This is a genomic window from Streptomyces sp. NPDC002018 (assembly GCF_042890865.1).
Classification (GTDB): domain Bacteria; phylum Actinomycetota; class Actinomycetes; order Streptomycetales; family Streptomycetaceae; genus Streptomyces.
Window position 1 is genome coordinate 115,296 of record NZ_JBIASO010000006.1, and the last position, 19,755, is coordinate 135,050.

Below are 19,755 nucleotides of genomic sequence, written 5' to 3' on the forward strand. Positions count from 1 at the left end.
CACAGCCTCGCGGGGTCGTGCGGCGTCAGGTGGTCGGCTGTGGGGTCGGTGAGGCGACGCGCTCGCGGGCTTTGTGTGGTCCTACGAACGAATCACATTCCCCCATACGGGGAACTCTACGAAGGAGCCGACCGTCAGCAACGATACCGGCACACCGGACGGCCCCCACGGGACGGGGGCGTGGCCGAGAGGTAGCGTCTGGGGACAGGGTTTCCGTCTCCGGGACGGGCCATACGAGACAAGACCCCCGCGCGCAGGGTCTGAGGGGAAGACGTTCACCAGATGCAGGACCGACGCCGCCGCACGGCACTCCACCTCCCGCCGCCCGCTGGGCCGGTGCTGCTGCCGCGGGAACGCCAGTCCTCTTCCACGGGCCCGTCGGGGACGGAGGGATCCTCCGGGTCCTCCGGTACCCCGGATACCCCCGATTCCGGCGCGGATGCCGGCTCGGGCACCGGCTTCGGCTCGGGCTCAGGTTCGGGCGCCGGCTCGGGTCCGGGCGCCGGCTCGGGCTCGGGTCCGGCGGGATCCGGTGGCTCCTCCGGGCCCGCCGACGACAATCCTTTCGCACCGCCGCCCGAGGGCGCGCCCGACCAGCCGTGGCGCCCCCGGCACCCCGAGGGCGCCGGACCGGCCGGCGACGGCTCCGGCTCGGGCTCCGGCTCCGACCGCGGTGGCTGGGGCAGCCAGTGGAGCAGCCGTCAGCCGGGCCGTTCCAGTGGCGGCTTCGGCAGCCGCCCCGGCAACCAGAACGGGCAGCACGGCCGGGACGGCGGTCAGGACGGTCCCGAGGGAGGCCGCGGCGGGGGCCTGCGCTGGGATCCGACGGACCCGATCCAGCGGCGCGCCCGCTACGCGCTGCTCGGCGGCATGTGGGCCTTCTTCTTCGCGCTCTTCGACTTCCCGGAGATCGCCCTGCTGCTCGGGGCGCTCGCGCTGTACTGGGGCATCAGCTCCCTGCGCAACAAGCCCGTGACCGGATCGTCCGCCGGCCGGGACACCGCGGCGGACGGCGGATCGCCGACGGACGGTTCCTCCCTGCCCGCACCGGCCGCCGGGCAGAACGCCCCGGCCGCCACCCCGGGGCGGGCCCAAGGCCCCGGCGGCGCCGTCGGGCCGGCCGGTCCGACGGGGCCGCCGAGCAGACAGCAGACGACGGCCGCGGTGAGCGGTCTGGTGACGGCCGGTATCGCGCTGGCGATCGTGGCGGCGACATTCACCGTGCAGATCGTCTACCGCGACTACTACACCTGCCTCAACGACTCCCTGACCAAGACCGGCCAGCTCTCCTGCAACGAGGAGCTGCCGCCCTCGCTGGTCCCGGTCTTCGGCGTCAAGGAGTAACACCGGACGTCGGGCGTGGTGTCCGGGTGGCACCGGACGTCAGGCGTGATGTCAGGGGTGACACCGGACGTCAACGCGCGGCGCCGGACCCGGCACCCGGCGCCGCGCCGGAATCCGGGACGGACCCCTTGGGGCCGCCCTTCCTGACGGAGGGCGGCCCCGACGCCGTTCCGGTGGCCCGGAGGTCGGCCGTCGGAGCGACCGAGGCCGCCTTGATCGCGGCCCACCGTGTCTGCCGCGTACCGCGGTCGTGCCAGGTGTCGTCCAGCAGGAAGTCGTACGGCTCGAACCCCGGCTCCTCCTCGAAGCCCCGCCCTCTCGGCTCCCTCCTGCCCCCGGCCCCGACCCGGACCCCGCGCCCGTCCGAGGCCCGGCGCCCGACGCGGCCCCGGCGTGCCTCCACAGCCGCGCGCGCGACCCGAACCCCGCGCGCGGCCGCGGCCCTTCCCGCTACCGGGCGGCCCCCGCGCGACTCCGCCTTCCCCCCGGCGGCCTTCCCCCCGGCGGCCTTCCCCTCGGCGGCCTTCCCCTCGGCGGCCTTCCCCCCGGCGACCAGGACACCCAGGCCGCCGGCCGCCTCCGACGACGGCATGTGCGCACTGCCCTCCGCCACCGCTCTGCCGCTCAGCAGCCACATCAGCCGCCGCCAGGGCGCGGGCCACCAGGGCGCCGCCGGACCGTCGGGCTCCTCGGGCCCGGCACTGCCACCGGCACCACCGGCGCCGGTACCGGTACCGGCGCCATCCGATGGCCCCGCCCCTGTCCCCACCGTCGGCTCGGACTGCTGCGCAGGTACGGTTCTGCACGGCCGCTCCCGCAGCCGCCAGGCCCTCAGCAGCAGCGCCATCGGTACACCGAGCCCCAGCGCCCACACCAGGGCCGCCCCGCCGGTCAGCCACCACACCGGGCCGAGGACCGCCAGTCTGCCGGTGCCCATCGGCCCGCCGGACAGCGCCGCCAGGAGCGACGTCAGCACCGCGCACACCACCGCCCCGAACGCCGCCGTCAGCGCGGTGGCACCCGGCCGCCAGGCCTCCTCCTTCTCTCCGTGCGGCGGGGCGGCCACCCGTACGGTGAACCACGTCAGCGCCCCTCCCGCGAGGACAGGCACCACCACCGCGCCGCAGGTCAGCGCCGACCCCGGCCCGTCGGGAACCGCCGCGAGCAGCGGAAAGGGCGGCAGCGCGCGGTCACCCGTGACCCCGAACGGCGTGGCCGTCGCCGCCGTGCCGAGCGCGAAACCCGGTCCCAGGCCGTACGCGGCGCCCCACACCGCCGCGTTCGGCACGAGGGCCGTCCCCAGCAGCAGCACGGCGAACCGTCCCGACCAGTCGGAGGCGAGCCCCGCAAAGGATGTGTGCGTCGCTTCGCCGTGCCACGCCAGCGAGATCCCGACCAGCAGCGCGCCCCCGCCCAGCAGCAGCAGAACGGACGCGGCGCCCGCCCGCAGCGCCACGGCGGCCCCCCGCCGCGCGGCGGGCCCCCCGAGGGCACGGACGAGACCGCTCCGCAGGGCGCCGGGCAGCCAGGACGGCAGCGGGCCGCGCGGACGCGCCCCCGCCCGCCATGCCCCGGCCAGCGCGGACAGGACCACCAGGGCGGGCAGGGCGAGCGCGGCGCGCACCGGACGCACCGCGAGCGGGGCGCCCATGACGGAGAGCACCGAGGCCGCGCCGACCAGCAGATAGCCGCCGGTCAGGGTGGCCACGACGGCCGACACGGAGAGCCGTGGCGGCCCGTCGTCCGGTTCGAGGGCGTCCCTGGCCGTCCGGTGGACCAGCCAGACCGGCAGGGCCATCAGGAGCAGCGGGATCACCCCCAGCGGCGCGGGATTTCCCGAGAGGGTGTCGGCGCGCACCAGTTCGACACCGTGGGCCAGCAGCCACAGGGCGGCCGCCACACGCAGGGCTCCGCCGGCCCCGCTGTCGGGGTACGGCGAAATGATCCACATCGCCAGCACCAGCACGGCGAACACGCCGAGGCCGAGGCAGGCGGCGATGGCTCCGCGGAGGAACGAGACGGTCAGGGCCGCCGCCCTGCCACGTTCCACCGCGGAGGCCGAGGACAACGGCGCGCTGCGATCGGTCAATTGGGTCACGCGATCATGCTGCCCACGACACGCGCTTGATCCACGTAACAGGCGAATGTTCGCCGTGTCGCTCAATATACGTTTATGTGCTTTTTTGGCCAGAATCGTGCTGCGGGGAGTCCCTCATGACGCAGAACACCACGCAGAGCACCGCGGACGGCTCCTCCGCCGTCCCGCCGCTGCCGCCTCCGAAGGAGCGGCGCAGGCTGCGGGAGGCGAGGTCGATGACCGAGAAGCAGGTAGCGACGGCGGTGGGGGTCTCCCGGGCGACGGTCCGGTCCTGGGAGGCCGGCCGTACGACGCCGCGCGGGCGCAAGGCGGAGATTTACGCCAAGCTGCTGGCCGCCCTCGACGCCGAACTGCGGGAGAAGGCCGCGCAGACCGAGAAGGCGGCGCGCAGGGCGGCGATGGAACGTTCCGCCGCACGGCAGCAGGGCACATCCGCACCGCGGCGCAGCAGGGCCGGGCAGCCGCCGTCCCCCCCGAGGTCGCCGTGGCCCGGCGTCCAGCCGTCACGCGATCCGGCGGCCCACCGGCCGTCCGCCGGATCGCAGATGCCCATGGCGCCCCGGGCCCCCCTGAGCACGGCCCGGCCGGGCACCGGAACGGAACTCAGGGCCCGTGCGGGCGCGGGCACCGGCCCCCGGAGCGTGACCCCCGCCCCCGGGAGCCGAGCCGGGACCGGCACAGGCACAGGCACCGGCACAGGCACGGACGGCGGTCACGGCGACGGCACCAGCGGCACCAGCGGCACCAGCGATGAGACCGGCAGCCGGACCGGCGCCGGCACCGACAGCGGCATCGGGGCCGCGACCGACACCGGGAGCGGCTTCGGCATCGGCAGCGGGAGCGGCTTCGGCATCGGGAGCCGACCGCTCACCCCCGACCAGGCCTTCGACGCCCTGTACACCTGCGCCGCGCCCTCCCTCGTACGCCAGGCCTATCTGCTCACGGGGCGGCGCTCCCTCTCCCAGGAGTCCGTCGAACGCGCCTTCCGGCTCGCCTGGCAGAGCTGGCCCGAGGTCGCCGTCGACCGGGACCCGGCGGGCTGGGTCCGGGCCGCCGCACATGAGTACGCCCTGTCGCCCTGGCACCGGCTGCGCCGTGCGCCCAAGCATCCCGAGCCCATGCCGGGCGAGCTGGACTCGCCCGCCAGGAAGCTGCTCCGCGAGGCTCTGCTGTCCCTCCCGCCGTCGTACCGCCGCACGCTGCTGCTGTACGACGGGCTGGGGCTCGATCTGCCGGAGACCGCGGCCGAGACCGAGGCGAGCACCCCGGCCGCCGCGAAGCGGCTGATGCACGCCCGTGAGGCGGTCGCCGCGGAGGATCCCGAGCTGGCCGACCCGGCGCTGCTCCAGGAGCGGCTGGGCGTCCTCGCCGAGGCCGTGCAGCTTCCGACGCTCGCGGCGCCCCGCGTGATCAGGACCGGATGCGAGCGCCGGTCCAAGCTCTGGACCCGGGCCGCCATCGCGCTCACGGCGCTGATCGTGGGTGCGACGAGCTTCACCCTGGCCACCGCTCCGACACGGTACGAGGCGCCCCAGGCACCGGGCGAGCAGATCGGTGACGTGCCGGTGCCCAGCGGGCCGCAGAAGCTGAGCAGGGAGGACCAGAAGCTGCGGAACAAGCTCCGCCACGAGCTGACGAACGGGCCGCACCGGCTCGTACCGGATCCGTTCTGAGCGGGTCCCGCGGTCCGTTCCGAGCCGTCGCCCGACGCACCACGCGCGTGGGCCCGCACCCCTGTCCCGGGGTGCGGGCCCACGCGCGTGGTGCTGTACGTACGGGTCAGCCGGCCAGAAGGGCGCGCGCCAGCCCGGCCGTCTCGGTCGGCGTCTTGCCGACCTTCACGCCCGCGGCCTCCAGGGCCTCCTTCTTCGCCTGCGCCGTGCCGGAGGAGCCGGAGACGATGGCGCCGGCGTGGCCCATGGTCTTGCCCTCGGGCGCGGTGAAGCCCGCGACATAGCCGACGACCGGCTTGGTGACGTTCTTGGCGATGAAGTCGGCCGCACGCTCCTCGGCGTCGCCGCCGATCTCGCCGATCATCACGATCAGGTCGGTGTCGGGGTCGGCCTCGAACGCGGCGAGGGCGTCGATGTGCGTCGTGCCGATGACCGGGTCGCCACCGATGCCGACGGCCGACGAGAAGCCGATGTCACGCAGCTCGTACATCATCTGGTAGGTCAGCGTGCCGGACTTGGAGACAAGACCGATACGGCCGGGCTTGGTGATGTCGCCCGGGATGATGCCGGCGTTGGACTGGCCGGGGGTGATCAGGCCGGGACAGTTCGGACCGATGATGCGGGTCTTGTTGCCCTTGCTGCTCGCGTACGCCCAGAAGGCGGCGGAGTCGTGGACCGCGATGCCCTCGGTGATCACGACGGCGAGGCCGATCTCGGCGTCGATCGCCTCGACGACGGCGGCCTTGGCGAAAGCCGGCGGCACGAAGACGACGGACACGTCGGCGCCGGTCTTCTCGATCGCCTCGGCCACGGAGCCGAAGACGGGTACGGAGGTGCCGTCGAAGTCGACGGACGTACCGGCCTTACGCGGGTTCACACCGCCGACGATGTTGGTGCCGTCGGCGAGCATGAGCTTGGTGTGCTTCATGCCGGTGGCGCCGGTCATCCCCTGGACGATGACCTTGCTTTCCTTGGTGAGGAAGATAGCCATGGTGTTGGAGTTCCTGGTCCTTTGTCGTGTCGGAGACGCGTGAGAGTCAGCGGGCCGCGGCCAGCTCGGCGGCCTTGTCCGCCGCGCCGTCCATGGTGTCCACGCGCTGCACGAGGGGGTGGTTGGCGTCGGACAGGATCTTGCGACCCAGCTCCGCGTTGTTGCCGTCGAGACGCACGACCAGCGGCTTCGTGACGTCCTCGCCCTTGGACTTGAGCAGTTCCAGGGCCTGGACGATGCCGTTGGCGACCTCGTCGCACGCGGTGATGCCACCGAAGACATTGACGAACACGGACTTGACGTCCGGGTCGCCGAGGATGATCTCCAGACCGTTCGCCATGACCTCGGCGGAGGCGCCGCCGCCGATGTCGAGGAAGTTGGCGGGCTTCACGCCGTTGTGCGCCTCACCGGCGTACGCGACGACGTCGAGGGTCGACATGACCAGACCCGCGCCGTTGCCGATGATGCCGACCTCGCCGTCGAGCTTGACGTAGTTGAGGTTCTTGGCCTTGGCGGCGGCCTCCAGCGGGTTGGCCGCGGCCTTGTCCTCCAGCGCCTCGTGCTCGGGCTGACGGAAGTCGGCGTTCTCGTCCAGCGAGACCTTGCCGTCCAGCGCGATGATCTTGTTGTCGCCGGACTTGATCAGCGGGTTGACCTCGACAAGGAGCGCGTCCTCCTTGATGAAGACGGTCCACAGCTTCTGGAGCACGTCGGCGACCTGGTCGGCGATCTCCGCGGGGAACTTCGCGGCGGCGACGATCTCGGCGGCCTTCTCGGGGGTGCAGCCCTCGTTGGCGTCGACCGGGACCTTGGCGAGCGCGTCGGGGTTCTCCTCCGCGACGACCTCGATCTCCACGCCGCCCTCGACCGAGGCCATGGCGAGGAAGGTGCGGTTGGTGCGGTCCAGCAGGAAGGAGACGTAGTACTCCTCCGCGATGTCGGCCGTCTCGGCCAGCATCACCTGGTGGACCGTGTGGCCCTTGATGTCCATGCCCAGAATCTGACCGGCCTTCTCGACCGCGTCCGCGGGGTCGGAGGCCAGCTTCACGCCGCCCGCCTTGCCCCGGCCGCCGACCTTGACCTGCGCCTTGACAACGGCCTTGCCGCCGAGACGCTCGGTCACCTCGCGGGCCGCGTCAGGCGTCGTGATGACTTCACCGGCCAGCACCGGTACACCGTGCTTGGCGAAGAGGTCCCTCGCCTGGTACTCGAACAGGTCCACGCGTGTGTCCGTCCCTTTGTCTTTTAAACCGCAGCCTGGTGATCGCGGGTTCGTTGTCTGCGTGGGCGTGCCGCGAAGGGCAACGTGACTGCGCTGTCACTGAGGGAGGCGTACTCGCTCTGTCCGGTACGCGGCATGTCCGTCTCGCAGGTTATCCCCGAGGGCCGTGGGTCCCTAAATCGCGGATCACACCTGAGCGGTGATACCTGTCACATGAGTCTCACACTCGGCTGATCGCTGTCCGGCACGGGGATCGGGCGCTTCTCGATCGCCGCGGCCATCACGTCAGGAAAGAGGTCCGGTGTACAGGCGAACGCCGGTGCGTCCAGGGCCGCGAGGGCCGCCGCGTGCTCCCGATCGTACGCCGGTGCTCCCTCGTCGGACAGCGCGAGCAGCGCCACGAACTGGACGCCCGAGGCCTTCATGGCCGCGACCCGCTTCAGCATCTCGTCCCGTATGCCGCCCTCGTAGAGATCACTGATCAGAATGACCACGGTGTCGGCGGGCCTGGTGATCCGCGACTGGCAGTAGGCGAGCGCGCGGTTGATGTCCGTGCCGCCGCCGAGCTGGGTGCCGAAGAGGACGTCGACCGGGTCGTCGAGCTGGTCGGTGAGATCGACCACGGCCGTGTCGAAGACGACGAGCCGGGTGGCGATCGAACGCATCGACGCGAGGACCGCGCCGAAGACCGAGGCGTAGACGACGGAGGCGGCCATCGACCCGGACTGGTCGATGCAGAGGACGATTTCCTTCTTCACGGACCGCGCGGCCCTGCCGTAGCCGATCAGCCGCTCGGGGACGACCGTGCCGTACTCGGGAAGGTAGTTCTTGAGATTGGCCCGGATCGTACGGTCCCAGTCGATCTCCCGGTGGCGCGGCCGGCTGATCCGCGCGGACCGGTCGAGCGCGCCGGTCAGGGTGGCCCTGGTGCGGGTGGCGAGCCGCTTCTCGATGTCCTGGACCACCTTGCGCACCACGGCGCGGGCGGTCTCCTTGGTCGTCTCGGGCATGGCCTTGTTGAGCGAGAGCAGGGTGCCGACGAGATGGACGTCGGCCTCGACGGCCTCCAGCATCTCCGGTTCCAGCAGCAGGGCGGAGAGACCGAGCCGGTCGATCGCGTCGCGCTGCATCACCTGGACCACGGAGCTGGGGAAGTACGTACGGATGTCCCCGAGCCAGCGCGCCACGGACGGCGCGGAGGCACCGAGCCCGGCCGAGCGGCCGCCCGCGCCGCGCTCCTTGCCCGCGCCGTAGAGCGCCGACAGGGCGCCGTCCATCGCCGCGTCCCCGCCGGAGAGCGCGCATCCCGTCCCGTCGGCGCTCTCCCCGCCGAGCACCATCCGCCACCGGCGCAGCCGCTCGTCCGCGGCGCTGTCCCCGGTCACCGTCTTCCCGGTCGCCGTCTCCCCGGTCATCCCGTCACCCCCGTGAGGTCGTGGTCCTGGTCGTGGTCCTGGTCCTGTCCGGCGGTCCGGGCAGGTCCGAGCAGCAGCCGCAGCACCGGCAGTACGGCGTCCGCCCGTGCCTCGTCGAGCCCCGCGCCGAAGCCGGACGCGACGGCCCCGGACCGCGCGGGCCGCCCGGCGGCGGGCCCGCGCCGGACCAGCTCGCCCAGCGTGCGGCGTACGCCCGGCTCGTACGCCGAGAAGGTGCGGCGCAGGAGGGGAAGCACACCGGTGAAGGAATCGGCCGGCACTCCGCTCAGCCAGCCGTCGACGATGCCGAGCAGCCGTTCGTCGTGGATCAGGAGCATGCCTCCGCCGGACGCGCCGCCGACGAAGCCCTCGATCCAGGCGGCGGCGTCGGCCGGCGGGGTGCCGGGCGACAGGGCGAGGCCCATCAGCCGCGCGGCGTCGTCCTCCCCCAGCCGTCCGTCGTCCAGCAGCAGCCGTGCGGCCCGCCCTCTGATCACCCCGGCCACGGTGTCCCGCTCCGCGAGCTTGCGCAGAACGGCTTCCCAGCGCCCGGTGAGATCCCGGCCGTGGGCGCGCTCCCGAACGCGGTCGTGGTCACGGCCGTCCGGGTGGTGGCTGTCGTGGTCACGGCTGTCCGGGTCGCGGCTGTCCGGGAGGAGGCCGATCGCCGTGTGGACACGGTCGAGGTGGCCGCGCATCTCGGCGGCGCCGTCCGCGTCCAGACCGGCGCAGGCGGGCGGCAGACCGACACAGATCCGCTCCGCGAGCCCGGCCGCCACCTCCCCGAGCGCCGCCGTGTCGGTGGACCGTACGTCCCCGTACCGCAGCGAGCGGGCGAGCGCGGGCAGCGCCTGCGCGAGATGGCCGACATCGGCGTCCAGCGCGGCGCGGTCGGCCAGGGCCCGCATCACCAGGGGCAGCGCATCGGGCAGCTCGGCCAGCAGACAGCGCTCGGCCAGGGCCGTGACCTCGGCGAGCGAGGTCGCGGACGCGGCCTGGGACTCGGCTCTGGCGGTGGCGGCCGAGAGCACGGTGGTGCCCCACACGCCCGCCTCCGCGACCCGTACGTACAGCTCGGGTTCCCAGCGCAGCCGCCAGCTCTCCCGGAAGGTGCCGGTGCTTCCCCGCCCCGTGGCGGGCTCGCCCCAGCCGATGCCCAGCAGCCGCAGCCGGTGCAGGAGCCTGCTGCGCGCCGTGTCGGTCTCCTTGCGCAGATCGAGGTCCAGCTCGCGCTCCAGGGCCTCCGGCTTGAGCCGCAGCGAGCGCTGGAGCCGGGTGAGATCACGCTGCAACGGCACGGCGGGCGCCGTGTCGGGGACCTCCCCGAGCGCCTCCCCGACGATCAGCCGGTCCTGGATCAGCCCGAGCGGTATGTCCGACCCCTCGCACATCACGGCCCGTACGGCGTCGATGGTCTCGGTGAGACCGGCCAGCGGACGACCGCGCATCGCGGCCAGGGTCTCGGCGAGCCGGACCGCCTCGATCACATGCGCGGGGGAGACGGTCCGGTCCTCCTCCCGCAGCAGGCCCGCGACCTTGGTGAGCCATCGCTCCACGGGACGGTCGGGAGCGGCGAAGAGATGTCCGTACCAGCCGGGCGAGTCGATTCCCGCGCCGTAACCGCTGTGCCGGGCGAGCCTGCGGTGGGTCCAGGGCACCCAGGTCAGTTCGGCCCTGACCTTGGGCAGCCCCTTCAGCAGCGCGCGGTCTGCGGAGACGGTGGTCTTCTCCGCCAGCGCCGGGACGTGCCAGGCACCGCAGACGACCGCGACGCCCTCGTCACCGAACTCCTTGCGGGCGGCCCGCAGGTGGATACGCATATGGGCCTCGCGGACGAGATCCCGCCGGTGGCCGCCCGCGCCGTACTCCTCACGCAGGGCTCCCATCGCCTCGGCGACCGCCTCGAACGGCGCGTAGGGGTCGTCGGCGCGGCCGGGGCCCCGGTGCTCGACGACGTCCTCCCACCAGCGCTCAGGATCGTCGTATCCGGCGGCCTCGGCGAGTACCGCGAGCGGATCGATCCGCACCCCGTCGGCATCGGCCCGAGCGCCGGCGCCGGGCTCGTCCCCGGCCTGGTGCCCATCCTCGGATCCGTCCACCTCCGCGGATCCGTCCGCCTCCTCGGGCCCGCCCACGGGCTCGTGCTCGGGCCCGTCCTCCGTGGGCTGTGCCAGTGAGTGCGCCGCGGGCAGATCGATGAACCGCACCGGTACGCCGTGGGCGAGCGCCCAGCGGATCGCGATCCACTCCGGGGAGAAGGCGGCCAGCGGCCAGAACGCGGCCCGTCCCGGATCGTCCACCGCGTACGCGAGCAGCGCCACGGGCGGGCGCATCGCCTCGTCCCCGGCGAGCGCCAGCAACGCGTCGCCCTCGGGCGGCCCCTCGATCAGCACGACGCGCGGCCCCGCCGCGTCGAGCGCCCTCCGCACCGCCCGCGCGGACCCCGGCCCATGGTGGCGGACCCCGAGCAGCAGCGGACCGCGCCGGACGGCGCCGGCGGCCGCGGGTGCCGCCGCCCCCGGGCCGGCCGCCGCGGCGGACCCGGCGGCGGCCGGGGAAGCGGTGCGCACCGGCGTGGACGCGGTCATGCGCTCACCTCGCGGCAGGCGCGGTAGAAGTCCTTCCAGCCGTCACGCTCACGGACCACCGTCTCGACGTACTCCTGCCAGATCACGCGGTCCGCCGCCGGGTCACGGACGACCGCGCCGAGAATGCCCGCCGCCACGTCCCCGGGCCGCAGCACGCCGTCGCCGAAGTGGGCGGCGAGTGCCAGGCCGTTGGTGACGACCGAGATGGCCTCGGCCGTGGAGAGCGTCCCCGACGGGGACTTGAGCTTCGTACGGCCGTCGGTCGTGACGCCGTCGCGCAGTTCGCGGAAGACCGTCACGACCCGGCGGATCTCGTCGATGCCCTCGGGTCCTGCGGGCAGGTCGAGCGAGCGTCCGATCTGGTCGACGCGCCGGGAGACGATGTCGACCTCCGCCTCGGGCGTGGCGGGCAGCGGCAGGACGACGGTGTTGAACCGGCGGCGCAGCGCGCTGGAGAGGTCGTTGACCCCGCGGTCGCGGTCGTTGGCCGTGGCGATCAGATTGAAGCCCCGGACGGCCTGCACCTCCTGTCCCAGCTCGGGGACGGGCAGCGTCTTCTCGGACAGGATCGTGATGAGCGAGTCCTGCACATCGGCGGGGATACGGGTCAGTTCCTCGACCCGGGCGGTCATGCCCTCGGACATGGCCCGCATCACCGGGCTGGGCACGAGCGCGCCGCGGCTGGGGCCGTGGGCGAGCAACTGCGCGTAGTTCCAGCCGTACCGGATCGCCTCTTCCGGTGTGCCCGCCGTGCCCTGCACCAGCAGCGTGGAGTCACCGCTGACGGCCGCCGCGAGATGCTCGGAGACCCAGGTCTTGGCGGTGCCCGGCACCCCGAGGAGCAGCAGGGCGCGGTCGGTGGCGAGGGTGGTGACCGCGACCTCGACGATCCGCCGCGGGCCCACGTACTTCGGTGTGATCACCGTGCCGTCGGGCAGCGTGCCCCCGAGCAGATAGGTGGCCACGGCCCAGGGCGACAGCCGCCATCTCGCGGGCCGCTGCCGGTCGTCGGCCGCGGCCAGGGCCTTCAGCTCGTCGGCGAACGCGTCCTCGGCGTGCGGACGCAGCGCCTCGCCTCCCGTGGTGGCGGTGGCTGCGGTGGTTTCGGGCACGGTCATGGATCCCCCTCCAGATCGTTCGGCCGGATGTGGATTCCACGGTGCACCACGCCACTGACAATCGGCCGCCGACGGCCCCCGAGAGGGGGTCCGGGCTCTCTGAGCCGGGACAGGGACGGCCTCGAATACGCAGGTCAGGGCGATTGTCAGTGGGGGGTCCTAACGTCGTGGTCATGAATCCAACGGGGGTGCGCTGGACGACGGAACAGGTGCTGGCTCTGGCTCCTGACGCGGCGTCACGCAAGGCGGGGAACAGACTGGGCACGGCAGGACCGTGGTCGGACGCGGGCGCCAGTGGCACCGGGTCCGTGTGGGGGCTGTGCAAGGGCAGCGGCAGCAAGCCGTACCAGACGGTGGTCGACACCACGGGGCCCGCGTACAGGTGCAGTTGCCCCAGCCGGAAGTTCCCGTGCAAGCACGCGCTCGGACTGCTGCTGCTCTGGGCGGCCGACGAGAAGGCCGTAGGACAGGCGGAGGCGCCGGACTGGGCCGAGGAGTGGCTCGAAGGACGCAGGAAGCGGAGCGAGGAGCAGACGGCCGGCGGACCGGCGGGCGGGGACGGACCGGCGAGGACGGCCGATCCCGAGGCCGCGCGGCGCAGGGCCGAGCGCAGGGCCGCGCGGATCACGGCGGGGACGTCGGAGCTGGAGCAGCGGCTGACGGACCTGCTGCGTGGTGGGCTGGCGGCGGCGGAGCAGTCGGGGTACGGACTGTGGGAGGAGACGGCGGCCCGGATGGTCGACGCGCAGGCACCGGGGCTGGCGGGCCGGGTGCGGGAGCTGGGGGCGATCCCGGGCTCGGGGGCCGGCTGGCCGGTGCGGCTGCTGGAGGAGTCCGCGCTGCTGCATCTGCTGAACGCGGGCTGGCAGGGGCTCGACCGGCTGCCGGAGTCCCTGGCCACGACGGTCCGCACCCGGGTGGGCCTCCCGTCGCCCGTCGAGAGCGCTCCGGTCAGGGACCACTGGCTGATCCTCGCCCAGTACGACTCCTCGGACGGCAAGCTGGTCACCCGCAGGATCCGGCTGTACGGACGGGAGTCGGGGCGCTCGGCGCTGCTGCTCTCCTTCGGTGCCGCGGGCCGGTCCCCGGAGCTGGGGCTGCCGGTGGGTCTGGTGATCGACGCCGAGGTCACCCCGCACGCGGGGGCGGGGCAGCTACGGGCCGACTGGGGGCGGCAGTTCGGTGTGCCCGGCCCGATCCAGGAGCCGCCGCCGGGCGGATCCACGTCAGCGGCGGTCGAGGCGTACGGCGTCGCGCTGCGGGACGACCCGTGGCTCGACGCGTGGCCGGTGACGCTGCGGGATGTCATCCCCGTGCCCGAGGCGGGCGGCGGCTGGCAAGTGGCCGACGCCGACGGCGCTTCTGCCCTGCCCGTGGCTCCCGCCGCGCTGGGGCACCCCGGGCTGTGGAAGCTGGCCGCGGTCTCCGGCGGCGGGCCCGTGACGGTCTTCGGGGAGTGCGGCCACCGCGGTTTCCATCCGCTCGCGGCCTGGGCCGAGGACATACCGGGGACGGTCCCGCTCACCTGACCGCGCCGCACGCGCACCTTCGGAGGACCCGATGCACGGACGGAGGACCCGATGACAAGCTCCACCACCCCCACCCCCACCCCCACCCCCACGCCCATGACGACCGGCACGACGGGCACCACCCACGCGACCGGCTCGACCCACTCGACCGGCAGAGGGGAGGGCACCACCGGCGGCGCGCACGACGGGACGACCGCCTGGGAAGGGCTGGTCACCGCGGCGCTGCTCGGTACGGACCGCCGCACCCCGCCCGCGGAGATCATGACGCCCGGCCAGGACGCGCCGGTCGCCCTGCTGGACGCCGCCGCCCTCCACACCGTCCGGCGCAGGGCGGGCCTTCTCCCCGCGCCCGCCGCCGCCCGTCCCGCTCCCGCGCCCCATGACGGGCGCCGGCTGCTGCCCGAGCCGGCCAGGAGACGGCTCGGGCAGTTGCTCACCGACCGGTCGGCCCCCTCGGGCGGCGGAGGGCGCCGTGGTACGGCGCCCGACCTCACCGAGCTGCTCCCCCAGTGGCTGGCCGTCGCCAATGAACAGGGCTATGGCGCCCCCGCCCCCGTACTCCCGGCGCTTCTCGACGCGGCCCGCGCGCGCACCGATCTGCGCCCGCAGGCCCTGGCGTTCGCGGGGCCGCGCGGACTCTGGCTCGCCCGGCTCAATCCCGAGTGGAAGTTCGCCCTGCGCGGCGCTTCCGGCGGCTCGCTGCTGCCCGATGTGCGGGACGCCGAGGCCGTACGGCAGTTCTGGGAGGAGGGCCTGTTCGCCGAACGGATCGCCCTGCTCGGCGCCGTACGGGCCCAGGACGGGGCGGCGGCCCTCGCCCTGCTGGGCTCCACCTGGCCGGCGGAGCGCGCCGAGGACCGGCTGATGTTCCTCGACTCCCTGCGGACCGGGCTGTCCGGGGCGGACGAACCCTTCCTGGAGCGGGCCTTGTCGGACCGCAGCCGCAATGTCCGTTCCACGGCGGCCGAGCTGCTCTCGGCGCTGCCGCGTTCCGCGTTCGCGGGACGGATGGCGGCGCGGGCGGCGACCTGCGTGAGCATGGACCGTACGGGCGGCGGCCAGGTCATCGTGGTCGAGGCCCCGCACGAGTGCGACGCGGACATGCAGCGCGACGGAGTGGTCAGGACACCGCCCTCCGGGCGGGGCGAACGCTCCTGGTGGCTGGGCCAGTTGGTCGAGGCCGCCCCCTTGAGCATCTGGCCGGACCGGCTCGGAGGCCGCACTCCGGAGGAGATTGTCGCACTGCCCGTCCTGGACGACTGGGCGGACGAACTCCACGCCGCCTGGTGCCGGGCGGCCGTCCGGCAGCGCGACGCGCGCTGGTCCGCCGCGCTGCTGGGCACACCCGTGGCGTCCCGGGAGGGCGGCCCCGGCACCCCGTCCCTCGCCGAGCGGGCGAAACTGCTCGCGACGCTGCCGTCCGGTGAACGGGCCTCCTGGGTCGCCGCGTTCATATCGGCCCATGGTCTGTCCGAGGCGTTCCAACTGCTCGGGGTCTGCGCGGTCCCCTGGGCGGAGCCGCTGGGCCGGGCGGTCGTCGACGCGCTCGACATCGCCCGGGACGCGGGCAGTTACCCCTGGAGCTTCAGCGGAGTGATGGGACTCGCCGAGCGGTGCCTCGACCCCGCGGAGGCGGGCCGGCTTGAGCTGCTCACGGCGACTCCGGACGAGTCCGAGGACGCCTCGCCGGGCGCGGGCGGCTACTGGTCGGAGGCTTTCCAGCGTCTGGTCTCCACCCTGCGCCTGCGCGCGGCGATGCTGGCGGAACTGGCAGAACCCGCCCAACCTGCCGAACCCGCAGGACCCGCAGGACCCGCAGGACCCGCCGAACCGTCGCTGCCGCCGATATCGCCCGTACCGGCCGAGCCGTCAGCGCCGTAGCGGCCGGCCGCGGCCGTACCGGTTCGGATGCCTGCCCGCCTGCCCGCCTGCCCGCCTGCCGTAGCCGTACCCGGCATGCCTCATCAGGCCGGGCTCCGGCCCTGGTGCGCACCGGTGGTCCCGCCCCGACGGCGGCCGGGTGTCACACGTCCGTCGGCTGGCGGACGTGCTCGTTGACCCAGGTGACGATCGAGGTCGTCGTCGCGCCGGGGGTGAAGATCTCCGCCACGCCCAGTTCCTTCAGCGGGGCGATGTCCGCCTCCGGGATGATACCGCCGCCGAAGACCTTGATGTCCTCCGCGTCCCGCTCCTTGAGCAGCTCGATCACCTTCGCGAAGAGGGTGTTGTGCGCTCCGGAGAGGATGGACAGCCCGATCGCGTCGGCGTCCTCCTGGAGCGCGGTGTCCACGATCTGCTCGGGGGTCTGGTGGAGCCCTGTATAGATGACCTCCATACCCGCGTCACGCAGCGCACGCGCGATCACCTTGGCCCCGCGATCGTGGCCGTCGAGACCCGGCTTGGCCACCACCACGCGGATCGGACCGGTCACACCCATCACTGCCTCCACATACCGACTGCGCCGTCACTGGCACGGGTCCCCGCGCCCGCCTGGCCCGGAGAGGTGAACGAACGTTATCCACAGCATCCCGTACCCGGCTGTTTCGCGGCGGTCGGCGAGGGGGAAATCACACGTGGGACATGTTCGCTTTGCGGTGTTCCGGTACCACTCGGCCGTAGGGCCGGGTCGGGACAACCGCAAGGGGAGCCGCAGAGGAGCCGCCATACGGGCGCGGCTCCACCGGACCGCCGGGCGGCGGTGCGGTGGAGGCGCTCGTCCGCCGGTTCGAGCACGTCGGCCGCGACCCGAACCGCCGTGAGCGGCGCCCCATGAGGGCACGCGGGCGTCAGAGCCGCCTCCCGGGTGCCGTTCGGAGGTCGGCCATGCACATTCCGCCGTTCTTTCCGCTCTCTCCGCTCCTGCCTCCACTGCTGCGCCAGATGAGCCGCGTATGCCAGGTGACGACGCCCCCGGCCGCCCTGCTCCGCGCCAGCGCGATCGATCTGGCCATCCTGACCGGCCACCTCGTGCTCTACCCGGCCGGAATCATCCAGGAGCGCCGTGCCGCCCCTCTGCCACCCGAGACCCCTCAGCTCCCCACCGAGGGCCGCGCCCGGCCCCCCGTCGTGCTCCTCCACGGCTTCGTCGACAACCGCTCCGTCTTCGTGATGCTGCGCCGCTCCCTCTCACGGCACGGCTGGACGCGTCTGATCTCGCTCAACTACTCACCGCTCACCTTCGACATCCGCACGGCCGCCGAGTTGTTCGGCAGGCACATCGAGGAGATCTGTGCCCGTACCGGCCACCGTCAGGTCGATGTGGTGGGGCACAGCCTGGGCGGTCTGATCGCCCGCTACTACGCACAGCGTCTGGGCGGTGACCTCCGGATCCGCGCCCTGGTCACGCTCGGTACACCCCACGAGGGCACCACCGCCGTGCCGCTGGCGGACGCGCACCCCGTGGTGCGGCAGATGCGCCCGGGATCGGCCCTGATCGAGGAGCTGCGCATGCCCGCGCCCGGCTGCCGCACCCGGTTCGCGAGCTTCTGGAGCGATCTCGACCAGTTCATGGACCCGGTGGAGGCGGCGCGCATCGAGCATCCCGATCTCTTCACGCAGAACGTCCGTGTGAGCGGTCTCGGCCATCTCACCCTCCCGGTGCACCCCGCGGTCGCGGCCGGTGTCCGGCAGATTCTCGAATCGGACTTTCTGCCCGATCTCGGCTCCGGCAGCGAGCTCGCCGAGGGGTCCGGGAGCGACGGGCCGGCGTCCGTCGCCTGACCCGGGAAACGCCTCGCCCACTCGAACACCCTTCGAACGTACGGCCAAGCCTGTGCCCGCCGTCCGCCGAAACACGGCCGAATGCCCGTTTCCGTAAATCCCAAACCCTGCGGAAGATTGTCGCCGTCGCATACCGCCGGGTACAGTCGCGGCCACTGCTTTCCCTCTGGGATCCTCTCCACACAGGACCGGATTTCCCAGACCCTGGTTCTGCTGCCGAGGCGAGAGAGAAGTTGGTGAACGACCAGCACGCCCACGCCGGGTACGCCGCATACGACGGTTACCAGACCGGCAGCTATGAGACTGACCCGCTCTTCGGCTCCCTGCCGGGCGGTTATGAAGGCGCTCCGGCCCCCAACGGGCCGTACGAGACGCAGTACGACGCCGGCGGCCAGTGGGACAACGGCGCGCATCAGCACCAGAGCGCCGGGTACGACGCGTACGCCGCGCCGCAGTACGACACGAGCGGCCAGTGGGCGGACGTCACCACCAGCGGTACCGGGTACCACCCCTCGGGGGACTACCAGCAGTCGACGGACTATCAGCCGTCGGCGGACATCCCGGCCCAGGCCTCCGAGCCGGACATGACGGGCCAGTGGGACGCCGACTCCTGGAACCAGGCGAACCAGGCGAACCAGCTCAACGGCACCGGCCACCCAGGGCAGTTCGAGAACGCGCCGTTCGGCTACGACGCGTCGGGCCAGATCCTGACGGCACCGTTCGACCCGGCGCAGGCCGCGCAGTTCGAGACCGCCGCGTTCGACGCGGAGCAGTTCAGGACCGCGCCCGTCGGATACGAACCGACCGCGCTGTGGGTGGCGCCCTCGTTCGAGACCGGCGCGTTCGACGCCACCGGGTGGAACTCGGCCGGGACGGCGCCCGATCCGGCGCAGGGCCACTACGACGCCGAGGGGCAGTACACCCCGGAGGGCCAGTACGGCCCCGATGGCCAGTACGGCACGAACAGCTCGTACGACGCCGACGCCTCCTACGACCCCGAGGCCGAGTACGGCGCCCCCGGGCCCGAACCTGAACGCGCCGACGCCGAGCACGGCTTCGACGCGGCGACCGGTTACGAGGCCGACGACCGGGACCGCACCGGTGACCAGGCGGGGGCCGACGCCGAGTTCGAGTTCGACCCCGCGGTCGATTCGCTGCACATGGCTCCGACCATGACCGTGCCCGCCATAACCGTGGCACCGGTGACGTCCCGCCCGGGACGCCGGGCCGGCGGAGGCGGAAACGGCAGCCGTGGCCGCCGCCGCACCCCCGCCAAACGCTCCGCGCTCCTCACCGTCGCCGTCCCCTCCGCCTGTGTAATGGGCGTCGCGGGGATCGCCGCCGCCTCGGTCGGCGGCCTCAGCGCGGAAGAGGCCCAGGACGACACGAAGACTACGGCGACGGCCGCCGACCCCGGCTCCGTGAAGCCGGTCGCCGCCAACAACAAGCTGGACACCCAGCTCGCCGCCCTCAGCGCGGACGCACGTGACTTCGGTGACCGCGCCAGCCGTACGCAGGAGCGCATCGACCTCAAGGCGCGGCAGGAGGCGGAGCGCAAGCAGCGCCTCGCGGACGCCGCCCGCAAGGAGGCCCTGCGCCCCAAGTTCGCCCTTCCCGTGTCCCTGCACGGTCTCAGCGCCTACTACGGCCAGGCTGGCGTCAACTGGATGTCCGTGCACACCGGGATCGACTTCCCGGTCTCGTACGGCACACCGGTGATGGCCGCGACCGACGGCACCGTACGCACGCAGTACAACAGCGCCTACGGCAATATGGCCATCGTGACCTCACCCGACGGCACCGAGACGTGGTACTGCCACCTCAGCAGCACGAAGATCCGGTCCGGTACGGTCAAGGCCGGTGACGTGATCGCCTATTCGGGGAATTCGGGCAACTCCACCGGCCCCCATCTGCACTTCGAGGTACGTCCCGCCGGTGGCTCTGCGATCGACCCGCTGTCCTGGCTCCGCAGCCACGGCCTCGACCCGACCTAGGACCAGACCGAGGGCCTCGGCCCCATCGGAGCCTCCACGCGTAGCGAATTCGCGGATGCGCAT

Annotated in this window: 13 protein-coding genes; 6 read left to right on the forward strand and 7 right to left on the reverse strand. The window is 73.2% G+C overall.

The window, feature by feature from the left end; all coding sequences use genetic code 11:
- Positions 1 to 282 precede the first annotated feature (282 nt).
- A complete protein-coding gene (locus ACFYYH_RS11800) occupies positions 283 to 1,344 on the forward strand; it encodes a hypothetical protein (RefSeq protein WP_388549144.1) in 1,062 nt (353 codons plus the stop codon).
- Positions 1,345 to 1,414: 70 nt separating this feature from the next.
- Here ACFYYH_RS11800 and ACFYYH_RS11805 read toward each other — a convergent pair whose 3' ends face one another.
- Positions 1,415 to 3,442: a DUF6350 family protein gene (locus ACFYYH_RS11805; protein WP_388549147.1), complete on the reverse strand. Its 2,028-nt coding sequence runs from the start codon at positions 3,440 to 3,442 to the stop codon at positions 1,415 to 1,417.
- 116 nt (positions 3,443 to 3,558) lie between these two features.
- Between ACFYYH_RS11805 and ACFYYH_RS11810 the strand changes: the two genes are divergently transcribed.
- Complete coding sequence (locus tag ACFYYH_RS11810; protein WP_388549149.1) at positions 3,559 to 5,115, forward strand: sigma factor-like helix-turn-helix DNA-binding protein; 1,557 nt, start codon at positions 3,559 to 3,561, stop codon at positions 5,113 to 5,115.
- Between the two features lie 106 nt (positions 5,116 to 5,221).
- Here ACFYYH_RS11810 and sucD read toward each other — a convergent pair whose 3' ends face one another.
- From sucD to ACFYYH_RS11835, 5 genes are all read right to left on the reverse strand, one after another.
- Complete coding sequence (sucD, locus tag ACFYYH_RS11815; RefSeq protein WP_388549151.1) at positions 5,222 to 6,106, reverse strand: succinate--CoA ligase subunit alpha; 885 nt, start codon at positions 6,104 to 6,106, stop codon at positions 5,222 to 5,224.
- Positions 6,107 to 6,152: 46 nt separating this feature from the next.
- Positions 6,153 to 7,328 (reverse strand): ADP-forming succinate--CoA ligase subunit beta, encoded by a 1,176-nt coding sequence (gene sucC / locus ACFYYH_RS11820; protein WP_388549154.1) that lies wholly within the window; start codon positions 7,326 to 7,328, stop codon positions 6,153 to 6,155.
- Between the two features lie 209 nt (positions 7,329 to 7,537).
- Positions 7,538 to 8,743, reverse strand: a complete 1,206-nt coding sequence (locus tag ACFYYH_RS11825; RefSeq protein ID WP_388549157.1) for a VWA domain-containing protein — start codon at positions 8,741 to 8,743, stop codon at positions 7,538 to 7,540.
- On the reverse strand, positions 8,740 to 11,331 hold the full coding sequence (locus ACFYYH_RS11830; RefSeq protein ID WP_388549159.1) for a DUF5682 family protein: 2,592 nt from the start codon (positions 11,329 to 11,331) through the stop codon (positions 8,740 to 8,742). Before ACFYYH_RS11830 ends, ACFYYH_RS11825 begins: the two co-directional genes overlap by 4 nt.
- Positions 11,328 to 12,449, reverse strand: a complete 1,122-nt coding sequence (locus tag ACFYYH_RS11835) for an AAA family ATPase (RefSeq protein WP_388549162.1) — start codon at positions 12,447 to 12,449, stop codon at positions 11,328 to 11,330. Before ACFYYH_RS11835 ends, ACFYYH_RS11830 begins: the two co-directional genes overlap by 4 nt.
- 173 nt (positions 12,450 to 12,622) lie before the next feature.
- Between ACFYYH_RS11835 and ACFYYH_RS11840 the strand changes: the two genes are divergently transcribed.
- Positions 12,623 to 13,978 carry an SWIM zinc finger family protein gene (locus ACFYYH_RS11840; RefSeq protein WP_388549165.1) on the forward strand — a complete coding sequence of 452 codons (1,356 nt, stop codon included), beginning with the start codon at positions 12,623 to 12,625 and terminating at the stop codon, positions 13,976 to 13,978.
- 51 nt (positions 13,979 to 14,029) lie between these two features.
- Entirely contained in the window at positions 14,030 to 15,859 is a 1,830-nt protein-coding gene (locus ACFYYH_RS11845) for a DUF5691 domain-containing protein (protein ID WP_388549167.1), read from the forward strand.
- A gap of 142 nt (positions 15,860 to 16,001) precedes the next feature.
- Here ACFYYH_RS11845 and ACFYYH_RS11850 read toward each other — a convergent pair whose 3' ends face one another.
- Positions 16,002 to 16,415: a cobalamin B12-binding domain-containing protein gene (locus tag ACFYYH_RS11850; RefSeq protein ID WP_388549169.1), complete on the reverse strand. Its 414-nt coding sequence runs from the start codon at positions 16,413 to 16,415 to the stop codon at positions 16,002 to 16,004.
- Positions 16,416 to 16,858: 443 nt separating this feature from the next.
- On the opposite strand from ACFYYH_RS11850, the gene ACFYYH_RS11855 reads away from it, so the two are divergent.
- Positions 16,859 to 17,698 (forward strand): esterase/lipase family protein, encoded by an 840-nt coding sequence (locus ACFYYH_RS11855; protein ID WP_388549679.1) that lies wholly within the window; start codon positions 16,859 to 16,861, stop codon positions 17,696 to 17,698.
- Positions 17,699 to 17,934: 236 nt separating this feature from the next.
- A complete protein-coding gene (locus tag ACFYYH_RS11860) occupies positions 17,935 to 19,692 on the forward strand; it encodes a M23 family metallopeptidase (RefSeq protein ID WP_388549172.1) in 1,758 nt (585 codons plus the stop codon).
- Positions 19,693 to 19,755 lie beyond the last annotated feature (63 nt).